Source organism: Mucilaginibacter sp. P1_D10 (assembly GCF_056406215.1).
Window position 1 is genome coordinate 48,997 of sequence record NZ_JBFUAP010000020.1, and the last position, 11,949, is coordinate 60,945.

An 11,949-nucleotide genomic window follows, 5' to 3' on the forward strand; every position below is an offset into this window, starting at 1 on the left:
TTGGTCACTTCTTCAACTGGTGTGTTATTTCCTTGTTGATAAGTTTTACCCATATGTCGTAACCCGGTTTATTAAGATGAATCCCATCGGGCTTTGCATACCTCATGTCCAGGTCTCCTTTTTTATCTTTAACCCATCTATTTAAATCGATGTAGGTGTAATTTACCGCATCCGCATGCCGTATTAATTCGCTGTTTATAAAATTTATCTGCTTGTTTTTATGATACGATGCCGGATACTCTGTTTTCACATCATCGTTTGTTGGTAAAATACTTGTAATATAAACCTTTGTGCCGGGCGATTTTTTGTGAACCTGTTTCACAATTGACAGTATGTTTTTTATGATGATTGGTTGAGGAATGTTTTGGGAGATATCATTTATTCCAATTTCGATAAAAAGCTTCCCCGGCTTACGAATCATGATGTCGTTCAAACGCGCTAAAACACCATAAGTATTGTCGCCTGCAATCCCCCTGTTAATTACTGTAGAATCGCCTAAAAGTTTACCCCAGTCGCCAAATTGCGTTAAGCTATTCCCTAAAAATATAACTTTATATTTCACTACCTTTTCGCTGTTAAAAGCAGTTACACGCTTTTGGTAGTATTCTTTTGCATAACGTATGGTATCGTACCTTATATTTTGGCCAATTACGGCAACCGACGACAGGCAAAAAAATAGCAGCAGGCTTAGTTTTTTGGTATAACGCGCGCCAGTAAAAATTAAGTTTGTTGTGTTTTTTATTTCCATATAAATTTCTAAATGATTTTAAGTTTTTAGCTGTCCTTTTGCCTTCGACCCGATAACGGCTGCAAGGATATGTTTTTAAACGAATGAAAAATGTGCACAAATGATCAATTACAATAGGCCACCAAAACAAACGGATACATTTAATTGACTACGGCTATGTATTTCGACAACTTTCCAAATCACGCTAAACCAGGGTTTGATGAACAATCGCATTTTAGCCGGTTTAAAAAACATAATATTATTTTTAATGCGCTAAGCAGTTATAGCGTATGCGATCACCACATTGGCTGCCTGTCTTTTAAAACGGTGACCAGCGGGGAAGAATGGTACGGCATAGGCCACCGGTACGTAGCCGTAAGGCCTGGAAAATTTCTGATCATGAACAACAATCAGGCTTACTCCTCCCGGATAGATAGTGGTGAAGCAGTAAGGAGCGTGTCGGTTTTTTTTAAAGAAGAGTTCGCGTCGGCTGTGTTTCGCGACATACGCCATCAGGAAGGATCTCTGCTTGATGATCCGTTTACGGCCGACCGGGTAAACCCGGAGTTCTTTCAAACACTGAACGACATTGATACCGCGTTACAAGCAAAATTAAATGATCTGATCGCATCCCTTAACACCTATGGATATAACAACGCTATGGTTGATGAATACCTGGTGTTTATTTTGCGTCATTTGATCAGCACACAGATATCGGGGATAAACCATGCAAACGGCATAAACGCGGTAAAAGAGCATACCAGGATTGAAATATATAAGCGGTTATGCGTGGCGAAGGATGTGATAGAATCGTACTACATGGAACAACCCGATTTAGAGGCAATAAGTAGCATTTCCTGCTTATCAATCCCTCAACTGATCAGGCAGTTTAAGGCAGTTTTTAACACTACCCCCCATCAGTATTTGATTGAGGTAAGGCTTAAGCGGGCCCTGGAACTGTTGAAACATACCAATAAGCCAATACATGAGATTACCTGGAGATGCGGATTTGAAAACGCGAGTGCATTTTGCCGCGCGTTTAAAGCGCACTATGGGGTTCAACCGGCACGGTACAGAAGCGCGGGGCGTTAGCCCAATGCCAATAAGTTAGTCGGTCCCGCTAATCAAAAGTTCCCCTTTAGGGGGTTAGGCGGGAACAAATCCTACAACTTCCCGCAGGTAATTATCCATCATCTCTATATCGATGATATCGTTAACGTAGCCGATATACATATCGGGGCGTATGATGAGGGCCTTGCGCCGGCCCGGGCGTATCTCGAAGGTATCGAGGATGTGCTGGTTTTTGTCGGATGGGGGCAAGTGGAAAAAGTTGAGCGTTAGGTTATATTCCTGCGTAATCCATTTGGCAAGGGCAAACAAGTAATTTTCCTGCACAATGCCGATGGTTATCAGCGTGAACCCCGGCTTGCTGCACCAGGTGTGTATATCGGTCAGCTCTTGTTTCTTCTCATCGAATATCTCGAGGTATGGTAGCCTGTCGCCGGCTTTTATTTTGCTGTTGTGGCTAAGGTGCAGGTTTAGTTTGCTATCGCGATAGCTGATACCTATCTGCGACAGGCCCCTGAAAATCTCCGTGCGCATCTTATCCTTTTTCCAGACGTATTTAAGCAACCGTGGAACGACAAAACGTTTGAACAAATTGGCGAAAATGTTTTGCGAGGTAACGATATTGAAAGCCCGATCGGTACTTTTAAGTAAAGCGCGGGCCACAGGCATACGTTCTTCGGCATAGCTGCTTAATATGCCGGGCTTCAATTGTCCGGCTACTACGCCGGCCAGTTTCCAGGCCAGGTTGTAGGCATCCTGCAGGCCGGTATTCATGCCCTGCCCGCCTACCGGCGAGTGGATGTGCGCGGCATCGCCGATTAAAAAACAGCGGCCCTCATTGAATTTATCGGCCATGCGATGGTGCAGCTTGTACACGGTGAACCAGTTTTTGTCCTCTACATTAAGCGGCTGGGCGGTAACGGCACGCAGATGCGGCAATACCTCTTCAAAAGTAACGCCATCCTTATCCAGTGCCGCAGGCAGATTGCCCACAACGCGGTAAGTCCGTTCCTCGGGCATCAGGAAAAACGCCGCAAAACCACCGCTTGATAGGAACATATGCAGGCAGTCATCGTCAAAGCCATCTTTGAATTTAATATCGGCCAGATAAAATTTATGCGCGTAGGTATCGCCACTAAAGGGTATGCCTAATTGCTTGCGCACCACGCTATGTGCACCATCGGCACCAATCACATAATCGGCATGGAGGGTGTAGGTGGCATCGCCTGTTTGTAGTACTGCATCCGCACCATCTGCTGTTTGGCTTAGCGTATTAAGCGATGTTTCCCAGTAAACCGGGCAGCAGTTAAGGGCAAGGTTATCCAGCAGAATGCGTTCGTTCTTGCTCTGCGGCAGCATAAAAACGTATGGGAACGGCGTTTGCCCGGCACCTATTTCCTTTAGCGGGATACGGGCCATAACGGTATCACCACGGTGCAATACCGCCCCGGCAGCCAGCTTGCCTTCTTTAAGCGCCTGGGTGGAAAGGCCCATTTGCCTGTAAATCTCCATGGATCGGGCCTGCACCGCCAATGCCTTTGTTTGGGCAGTCGGCCCCTGCCGGGTATCTATGATAAGCGGCACGATGCCGTAGCGCAGCAATTGCGCAGCCATCATCAGGCCGGATGGGCCTGCGCCTACAATAAGCACCTGTGTATGTTTCGGCAGCGGTATCATGGCTTATCAGGCGTGGAACAACAAAAAGATAGCCGGCCGCTTGCGCAAGTCGGGTACTTGTTTTTTCCAGTCGGCAATGGTAAGGGTTTTGATGAATTCGGTGGAGGCCGTAATATCGCAGGCAATGCAAAGCCTGGTTTGCGGCTTGCTGTGTTTAAGCACATCTTCCAGCATACTATCGTTGCGGAAGGGCGTTTCAATAAATATCTGCGTTTGCTTCTTATCGGCCAACACCTCCATCTCCTTTATTTTTTTGGCGCGTTCTACTTTATCAATAGGGATATAACCGTGGAAGGTGAAGCTTTGCCCGTTGAAACCCGAGGCCATCAGCGCCAGCAATATAGAGCTGGGACCTACCAAAGGCACTACCTTAATGCCTTTGCGGTGCGCTTCGGCTACGATGTCGGCACCGGGATCGGCAATGCCGGGGCAGCCTGCCTCACTCATTAAACCAACGTCGTTGCCTGCCATCAAACCGGTAAAGAACTCCTTTAGGCCACTGTCGCGGTTATGCTTGCCATAATCGTGTATCAACAGCTCGCTTTGCGGGGTTTTTAAACCGGCTTCTTTTAAAAAGCGGCGGGCGGTTTTTTCGTTCTCTACGATGTATTCTTTTACGGCATTTATGGTGTCGACGAGGTACGGCGTGTGCGATTTTGCAGCAGCACCATCGGCGAGGGGTACGGGTATTAAAAAAAGCGTTCCTGATTGCATGCTGCAAATTGACGTTTTTTATTTAATTTAAGCTAATCGTAAATTGGTAAACGTATGAAATCATTAGGCATCAACTGGTTCGTAGAAGGCTCGATAGATTTTGAGCATAAAAAATACATTTTGCTGGATTATTTGCAGGAGATAAACCGCCATTTTGATAAAAGCCGTTTATACCCAAACCTGAGCGATCTGATATTCCACTACAACAACCTGCTCGATTTCAGGAACAACAAAACCGCCTTACAGCAAACTTTTCCGCAGCGCCTTACCAAGGCAGATATAGATGCCGTGAAGCTTACTTACCAAAAAATAGTGCAGGATGATAACTCGATGGCCGAAATTGAAAGCATTATTTATTACGCGCTTGCCAAAATGAACCCTGCTATACAAACGGGTAAAGAAATTTATGATTTTGTGGAAAGCCGTCTCGTTATCGACCCTATCGGCCTGGTGCCCTTAATGCCTTACCATGGGTATTTTAGCCTGCGAAACGGCAAGGAATGCACCAATTATATTTACGAATACCAGGTAACTATTTTTGAGCATAAGGATGATAAATTCCGTGGCATTAATGTGCAGTTTGTAGAAACCTATGAGCAAGGCATCGTGAACACACCGGAAAATATCAAGCTCGATCTGATTCGCCGCCGCAAGCACCTGCCCAACCCGGCCGTGTATTATGTGCAAAGCGATATTGCATTCCCGCTGGAGCAAACTTTATTGCCCGTGGCGAAAAGGAGTTTGGCGAAGTTTATTTCGAGTGCTGCGTAGGCGAGCCCCCATCGTCATTGCGAGGCACGAAGCAATCTCCCGATTAGAAGAGCGACTTGCATAGCGGATTGTCCTGCGTAGAGATTGCTTCGTGCCTCGCAATGACGATGTGGTTATTGAGATTTGACAACTTTTAAAAAGTTGTCAAATCTCATCAGGCACTTAATCGGCTGTTAGCTAAGCTTGCTCAACGCCGCTTTCACCCTCGGCAATAAATCTTCTACCTCTTGCAGGGTACTTGCCCCCACAGATACCCTGAACCATGGATTCACATCATCCGTACCGAATGCTGAGAATGGCACTAACGCTACGCCTGCTTCTTTTATCAGGTAAAAGTTCACGTCGGCAGAATTGGCCAATACTTTGCCATCAGGCGTGGTTTTGCCTATGTAATCAACTTTAACGGTGAGGTATATTGCCCCCATCGGCACAATGGAATCTATAGCGAAGCCTTCGGCTTTTAACGCCTGGAAACCCACGTGCAGGGTACTCAGGCTGGCTTGTATGTCGGCCTTTAATTTATCCAGGAAGGTATCAACAACAGGTTCGTTTTTTAAATATTCGGCCATGGCAACCTGCTCTGCCTTGGGCGACCATGCCCCCATGTGGCCAACGATGGCTTTCATGTGGTTGATGATTGCTGCCGGGCCAAAGCCCCAGCCTACACGCACTCCGGTTGCGGCAAAGCATTTAGAGCCGCCATCTACAAATATGGTATAATCCCTCAATTCGGGGCGAAGGGTTACCGGATCGTAATGTTTGTATTCGCCAAAGGTTAATTGCGAGTATATCTGGTCGTATAATAAATACAAAGGTTTTTGGCCTGCGGGGCGGCTTTTGTTTTCTTCGATCACCAGATCGCATATCTCCTCCAGGTCCTTCTTGCTGAACATGGTACCGGTTGGGTTCAAAGGCGAGCACAGGGCCAGCAGTGTTGCACCTTTGATATGCGGGCGCAATTCATCTGCCGTAGGCATAAAGTTATTTTCGGCACGCGTGTTCACGATGATGGGCTCCGCACCGGTAAGGTCGCAGTAGTGGTTATTGTTCCACGATGGTGCCGGGAAAACCACCCAGTCGCCCGGATCGATCAAAGCCAGGTAAGTGGAGTATATCAATGGGCGCGAACCGCCCGAAATCAATATTTCATTGGGCGCGTAGGCCAAACCCAGGCGGCTTTTCAGGAAACCCGCAACGCTTTCGCGCAGGCTAAGCATCCCATCTGCCGGGGGATAGTTGGTTTGGTTGTGGTTATAGGCATCAATAATGCCCTCTTTCAGTTCGGTAGGTATAGGGTAAATGTTCGAGTCGAAATCGCCGATGGTGAGGTTTGCGATGTTCTGCCCCTGTTTTTTCAACTCATTTATTTCGCCTGCTATCTTAATAATTTCAGAGCCGCTTAAATTTTGCGCTAATACCGATACTTTCATGAGGGCAAATATAGGTTTTCGGCGGAAGATAAAAGACAGCCGCAGAAAGAAGCAAGATAGCAAGAGCCAGGAATCAAGATATTAAGAAACAGTACTGCAAGCATAGGGAGCACGAAATAACTAAACTTCACCAAAAAGCAAAAGACGGGATATCTTTCGATTCCCGTCTTTCTTGATTCTTGTATCTAATTTCTTGCTTCTGTTACAAGTATGCCTTTCGAAGCCTGATAATCCTGGCCCAGTGCATCAGTTTCATTACCGGGTAAACCGGGTCTATCTCGAACCATTTGGCGCCGAAGTTTGCATTGTTTGGACGTTTATGGTGGTTATTCTGGAACAACTCGCCCAACATAAAAAAGTCGAAAGGCGTGGTGTTTTTTGATTTATCGTTGTTATCGAAGTTAGCATAACCGTATTTGTGGCCGCACCAGTTTACGATAGCGCCGTGGATTGGGCCCATCATGAAGTGGATAGGGATCAGCAGGAACATCCACCAGGCAGTTGCAAACTGCACGTAGAAAGCCACGTATAAACCGCCGAAAATAAGGCGCGATACGATAGACGAACCAATATAATCCAGGAATTTCCATTCGGGGTAGTTGCCTTTAAAGCGTTCCTCCGGTTCTTTTAAACGTTTGATATGGTCGCGGTAGCTTAACACGGTATGCCACATCATCTGAAAAACGTCGGTAAAAAAGTGCGGTGAATGCGGGTCTTTCTCGGTATCGCTGTATGCATGGTGCTCGCGGTGCATAATGGCATAAGCCCTTGGGTTTAAAAACGATGAGCCCTGGAAAACGTAAGTCATGATGTAAAAAGTCCGTTCAAAAAATTTATTTGTAGTAAACATTTTGTGCGAAGCGTATCTATGCAGGAAAAACGTTTGGAAGAACAGGGATAAAAACCAGTGGGCAATAAAGAAGATGAGTATTATCACAGCAGTCTATTTAATTATGGTGGTATTATTTATAATCATTACAAATATACGATTTAAAAGCGATTTGGTTTTAAAAACCGGATAAATTGCAGGAAGCCCCTTTAAGAATAATGTTCGCGGGAGGTTGTGCGATTCCTCCCCTCTTGCCCGAAGGACTCCTACAAAGAGCGCAATAGCCCACGAGAGCAGTGATGTTTGTTTCGCGCAAGCCGCGAAGTCGCAAAGAATCTCAGACAAACTCCACAATCGACCTTATGGCTTTGTATCTACAAGAAGCGGTTAGTCCGGCTTATGGTTTACATTAGGTGTCCCACTTTTGTTTTAAAAAGTGTTCCGCTCGTCTCGTCTGTTTTGTTTAAGTAGGTGTAAATGACAGCATTGCACAGGTTACCTCAACAAGCGGGGTGTTCCAAAGCGTTCCACACAATTAAGTAAAGCGCTGATAATCAATGCTAATTAAAAAACAAGTGTTCCACTCGCGCAAAGTGGAACACTTTGCTTGAAAATGCGTACTGAGCGGGCAAAACCCACCTGATATTTCACAAATCGCTATTTTATGATATTTTTATAGCTCATGCAGCAACCCGCCTTAAACCGAAAGATAAAACCCTATCAACTGGTTGCGTTGATATTCTTCACCGTATCCGGCGGGCCCTACGGGTTGGAGCAATTACTGGCCTATGCAGGCAACCATGCTGCTATCCTGATATTGCTGGTGACGCCGCTGCTTTGGGATGTGCCTGCCATTTTCACCGTGATAGAGCTCAACAGCATGATGCCCGTTACCGGCGGCTACTACAAATGGGTTAAGCATGCGCTGGGTACCCGCTGGGGCTTTTACGAAGGCTGGTGGACCTGGATCTACACCTTTGTAGACCTGGCCATATACCCCGGACTCTTCGTGATTTATGCATCCTTCTTTTTCCCGGGGATAGCAGCGTACCGCATACCCGTTTGCCTCTGCATCATATGGGCATCGGCAGGACTCAATATACTGGGGATAGTGCCCGTGGGCCGGGTGGCCTTGTTCCTGGGCGCGGCGGTATTGTCGCCGCTTATCGTTTTGTTTGTGATGGCCATTTACAAGCATGGCAGTAGCCTGGCCATACCGCATCAAGACCTGCATGGGCTATCGTTCCCATCCTTCGGCATGTCGCTTTATTTCGTCATGTGGAATTGCCTGGGCTGGGACAACATCACCACCTATGCCGAAGAAGTGGAGAAACCCGTGCGCTCTTACCTCAGGGCTACTTTTATCGCCTTTGCGCTGGTAATGGTGGTTTACTTCTTCGCGGTAGCAGTAGCCATACAATCGGGCATTGGCCATCAGCTGTTTTTTGACAAGGGTTTCCCTGCCCTGGGGCAGCTTGTAGGCGGGCATTGGCTCGGTGCAATTTTGGCGGCGGGCGGCATGGCCAGTTCATTGGGCATCTATGCAGCGGTACTGCTTTCGGTATCACGCGTGCCGAAAGCTATGGCGGCCGATGGCTTGTTGCCTAGGCAGCTAAATATGTTGCATTCGCGGTTCCGCACGCCGTATGTCTCTATCATCCTTTGCTCGCTGGTGGTAAGCGTCATGATACTATGGCCCCTGGCCGAGCTGCTCATTATTGATGTAACCGTTTACGGCGCGGGCCTCTCGCTGGAGTATATCTCGCTTATCCGTCTGCGCATTACCGAGCCTGATACCAAACGCCCTTTCCGCATACCCTTAAGCACAGCAGGGCTTTGTGTGGCCGCGCTGCTGCCATTCGGCGTATATTTTATCGCGCTTGCAGGGGCCTTCGCATCCGAAGGCGGCGGCGTAAAAGCTGCGCTTTTTGCCATTGCAGTGCTTAGCACAGCAGAGTTATTTTGGCAGGTAGTGTGCTGGCGGAAACCGCATTTCAGGCGGCATAGATAGTTATCTGCTCCGGATATACTTCCCCATCGGCAACAGACATAAGCAAACGACGCTATCCTTTTTCGCACGCGATAATAATGCGCTGCCCGAAAAGCGGCCCTTCACATTTCGCAAAAAACACAGATTTGGTGTAACACATACACCCTGCTCCCCGTCATGGTAATCATAATATTACAAAGTATAGGGCCCATACGGCGTAGCATCTTGATAAAATACATCTATTCACAATTTACAAATTGGCCAAAGGCCAAAGTTTTTTTACGACCATGAAAAAGTACATCCTATCCTTGTTAGCAATAAGCACTATATTGTTCAGCGCCTGCAAAAAAGACAATGCTAACAACCCCGCGCCCAACGAAACAGGCGCTTACCAGCCCTTCACCACCGGCTCTACCTGGAGCTACCGTAACGAGACCGCTGCCATAGGCGGTGCCTCCGAGGCCGAAGTAGATACTACCGTAAACACCATGACGGCAGCTACCAAAGTTTATAACGGCAAAACGTTTTATAAGCTAACTTCTGCAACAGGTGGAGAAACCGAAAGCACCTATTTCAACTTCGCCAACCACGTTTACTACAATTACAGTTTCAATACAGAAGCCGACATGGCACTGGAACTACCTTACCTGAACGACGAACTTGCCGTGAACGGTACCTGGACAGTGCCGGTAGTAGTTGCAGATGCGCCCGAATCGCAAATAAAAGGCACCGTTCTTGAAAGGGGAATCAACAAAACCATCCTGGGGAAAACTTACAACAACGTTATCCACTCTAAGTTGGAACTACAAAGCAAAATAGGCGGCGCTTTTGCCACCGTTTTTACCTTCGATTTCTATGTGGCAAAAAACATTGGCGTAATAGCGGTTTATACAAGCTACGATGGCACCCAGTTGAGCAAATCGGAGCTAATAAACTACAACATCAAATAGGGGCATAACGCCCAGCCAACAGGCTGGCACGGAGCGAAAAAAGCTACCTTACTCATTCCGATGCGCGCGCATTGGAATGGGTATCTGCCCTGCACCCTATGAACAACAAACGCATAGCTAAAATGCTCCGTTAAGGCCTGTCCCCAAAAACTATCATTATTAATATAAATCCGTAGTTTTTTTTGGACTATTTAATGCCCAATCCATGCATAAAATGGGTTGGGCATTTGTTTTGTATTGGTATCTTTGCGCAGCCTGTAACGATATTAAGATAAGAGAGAACCGAAACCAGCAATATTGCGTATTATTACAATAAGAAATGAAGAAACACGTACTTATATTTTTTGCACTCATTGCAATATTTGTCCAGGCCTGCAAATTGGATCCGCCTATTTACGGCCCCCCGCCCAAAGAAGATTGGTCGGCCAGTTTCCAGCCTTTAGGCACCGGCACTTTCTGGAAATATGTTACAACTAAAGAAGGTTTCGAACCGGATTCATCCGTATTGACGGTTACCGGCGAACAACCCATCATAAACGATAGCCTTTACCATACCATTTTTAGCATCGGCAAAAAAGCCGGGGGCAACGGATACGTTTATGTGGATAAACATACTATCCAGATAAGATTGTTTTACAACGAGTATAATGACAACATTAATACGCAATATTTTAACGACACCATACCAAAAGGCGGCACATGGACAGCTAAAATAACCGACAGCGGTTTACTGAACGGCGTGCCCGCAAGGCTTGTAGGCACGGTGATAGAAACCAACGCCACCAAAGTGGTAAACGGGATTACCTTTCCACGGGTAACCCACACCAAAATGTTGCTGCAAAAAGATAATGGCAGCGGTTTCCAAACCTTTGCTACCTATGATTATTATTTGCAAATGGGCGTTGGCGTAATAGAAACCGATGCGGTAACAGCGGATGGTACCGACCTGGGTCGTGTATCGCTATATGCATACGATATCAAAAGCAACGAAATTATCATAAAATAGCGTCCCTTGCACCAGTAATTAACTCACAGCTAAATAATTATACCTATATTTAGCTATATGAAAAAGCAAGCCCTACTCCTTATTGCCATAGCTGCTTTGTTTACCCAAAGCTGCAAGCTTGATGCACCCGAAATAGAAACCAGCGACAGCAGCGGCGGCACTAAATCCGACAGCTATATGCCCCTGACCTCGGGCTCCTACTGGACGTACAACAACGTAATATCGGGCATGGCACCGGATACCGTTACCATAAGGGTAACCGGCGAAACCACCACCGTAAACGGCAAACTATACCATAACATTACCAGCACATCAAAAGCTCACGGTAGCACAGCCGGGCTATATTATTACGGCAACCACATTGCAGTGCTAAGGGCCAACACCATTGTGGCCGGCCTGACCTTAGATTTCCAGTTTCTTAACGATACTACCGCAGTGGGCCACACCTGGACAGCCAGGCCGACCGATAATGGCCTGGTTAACGGCGTACCCGGCAGACTTACCGGCAAGGTAATAGAAAAAGGCGTAAGCAAAACCATAGGCGGCCATACCTTTACCGATGTTATAAACACACAGATAGACCTTGAGTACGATCTGCTTGGCAGCGGTTTTGAAAGCTACGGCACTTATCATTTTTTTGTGGCCAAAGGTGTAGGTCTGATAGAAATCGACACCGAGGCCTTCGGCACCGAAATTGGCAAAGAACGCATTATAGATTTTAGTATCAAATAGTTGCCTGGTTGGTACAGGTAACTTTGGTTGCCAAACAAAAAGAGCGATGGATAAA

At 46.7% G+C, this 11,949-nt stretch carries 11 protein-coding genes; 6 read left to right on the top strand and 5 right to left on the bottom strand.

From position 1 onward, the window contains the following. Positions 1-4: 4 nt before the first annotated feature. Positions 5-748 carry a GDSL-type esterase/lipase family protein gene (locus AC1DYT_RS23645; RefSeq protein ID WP_477471963.1) on the bottom strand — a complete coding sequence of 248 codons (744 nt, stop codon included), beginning with the start codon at positions 746-748 and terminating at the stop codon, positions 5-7. 156 nt (positions 749-904) lie between these two features. Between AC1DYT_RS23645 and AC1DYT_RS23650 the strand changes: the two genes are divergently transcribed. Beyond that, positions 905-1,819, top strand: a complete 915-nt coding sequence (locus AC1DYT_RS23650) for a helix-turn-helix domain-containing protein (protein WP_477471964.1) — start codon at positions 905-907, stop codon at positions 1,817-1,819. A gap of 54 nt (positions 1,820-1,873) precedes the next feature. On the opposite strand, the gene AC1DYT_RS23655 is transcribed toward AC1DYT_RS23650, so the two are convergent. Continuing rightward, entirely contained in the window at positions 1,874-3,472 is a 1,599-nt protein-coding gene (locus tag AC1DYT_RS23655; RefSeq protein WP_477471965.1) for an FAD-dependent monooxygenase, read from the bottom strand. Between the two features lie 6 nt (positions 3,473-3,478). Next, the gene (locus AC1DYT_RS23660; protein WP_477471966.1) at positions 3,479-4,186 is read right to left on the bottom strand and encodes an SAM-dependent methyltransferase; all 708 of its coding nucleotides are present in this window, start codon (positions 4,184-4,186) and stop codon (positions 3,479-3,481) included. Positions 4,187-4,240: 54 nt separating this feature from the next. On the opposite strand from AC1DYT_RS23660, the gene AC1DYT_RS23665 reads away from it, so the two are divergent. Continuing rightward, positions 4,241-4,957 carry a hypothetical protein gene (locus AC1DYT_RS23665; protein ID WP_477471967.1) on the top strand — a complete coding sequence of 239 codons (717 nt, stop codon included), beginning with the start codon at positions 4,241-4,243 and terminating at the stop codon, positions 4,955-4,957. 173 nt (positions 4,958-5,130) lie between these two features. Here the strand turns inward: AC1DYT_RS23665 and AC1DYT_RS23670 are convergent, their stop codons facing one another. After that, positions 5,131-6,387 (bottom strand): pyridoxal phosphate-dependent aminotransferase, encoded by a 1,257-nt coding sequence (locus AC1DYT_RS23670; RefSeq protein ID WP_477471968.1) that lies wholly within the window; start codon positions 6,385-6,387, stop codon positions 5,131-5,133. A 202-nt stretch (positions 6,388-6,589) separates the two neighbouring features. Beyond that, the gene (locus AC1DYT_RS23675; protein WP_477471969.1) at positions 6,590-7,324 is read right to left on the bottom strand and encodes an acyl-CoA desaturase; all 735 of its coding nucleotides are present in this window, start codon (positions 7,322-7,324) and stop codon (positions 6,590-6,592) included. A 574-nt stretch (positions 7,325-7,898) separates the two neighbouring features. Here AC1DYT_RS23675 and AC1DYT_RS23680 point away from each other — a divergent pair. From AC1DYT_RS23680 to AC1DYT_RS23695, 4 genes are all read left to right on the top strand, one after another. Further along, complete coding sequence (locus AC1DYT_RS23680; protein WP_477471970.1) at positions 7,899-9,227, top strand: APC family permease; 1,329 nt, start codon at positions 7,899-7,901, stop codon at positions 9,225-9,227. 266 nt (positions 9,228-9,493) lie between these two features. Beyond that, entirely contained in the window at positions 9,494-10,156 is a 663-nt protein-coding gene (locus tag AC1DYT_RS23685) for a hypothetical protein (protein WP_477471971.1), read from the top strand. A gap of 319 nt (positions 10,157-10,475) precedes the next feature. Further along, a complete protein-coding gene (locus AC1DYT_RS23690) occupies positions 10,476-11,162 on the top strand; it encodes a hypothetical protein (RefSeq protein WP_477471972.1) in 687 nt (228 codons plus the stop codon). 57 nt (positions 11,163-11,219) lie between these two features. Continuing rightward, entirely contained in the window at positions 11,220-11,894 is a 675-nt protein-coding gene (locus AC1DYT_RS23695) for a hypothetical protein (protein ID WP_477471973.1), read from the top strand. The last annotated feature ends 55 nt before the right edge of the window (positions 11,895-11,949 follow it).

Coding starts and splice junctions, on each gene's coding strand:
- AC1DYT_RS23670 (WP_477471968.1), bottom strand. CDS start 6,387: ATGAAAGTATCGGTATTAGCGCAAAATTTAAGCGGCTCTGAAATTATT.
- AC1DYT_RS23690 (WP_477471972.1), top strand. CDS start 10,476: ATGAAGAAACACGTACTTATATTTTTTGCACTCATTGCAATATTTGTC.
- AC1DYT_RS23665 (WP_477471967.1), top strand. CDS start 4,241: ATGAAATCATTAGGCATCAACTGGTTCGTAGAAGGCTCGATAGATTTT.
- AC1DYT_RS23695 (WP_477471973.1), top strand. CDS start 11,220: ATGAAAAAGCAAGCCCTACTCCTTATTGCCATAGCTGCTTTGTTTACC.
- AC1DYT_RS23655 (WP_477471965.1), bottom strand. CDS start 3,472: ATGATACCGCTGCCGAAACATACACAGGTGCTTATTGTAGGCGCAGGC.
- AC1DYT_RS23680 (WP_477471970.1), top strand. CDS start 7,899: ATGCAGCAACCCGCCTTAAACCGAAAGATAAAACCCTATCAACTGGTT.
- AC1DYT_RS23650 (WP_477471964.1), top strand. CDS start 905: ATGTATTTCGACAACTTTCCAAATCACGCTAAACCAGGGTTTGATGAA.
- AC1DYT_RS23685 (WP_477471971.1), top strand. CDS start 9,494: ATGAAAAAGTACATCCTATCCTTGTTAGCAATAAGCACTATATTGTTC.
- AC1DYT_RS23660 (WP_477471966.1), bottom strand. CDS start 4,186: ATGCAATCAGGAACGCTTTTTTTAATACCCGTACCCCTCGCCGATGGT.
- AC1DYT_RS23645 (WP_477471963.1), bottom strand. CDS start 748: ATGGAAATAAAAAACACAACAAACTTAATTTTTACTGGCGCGCGTTAT.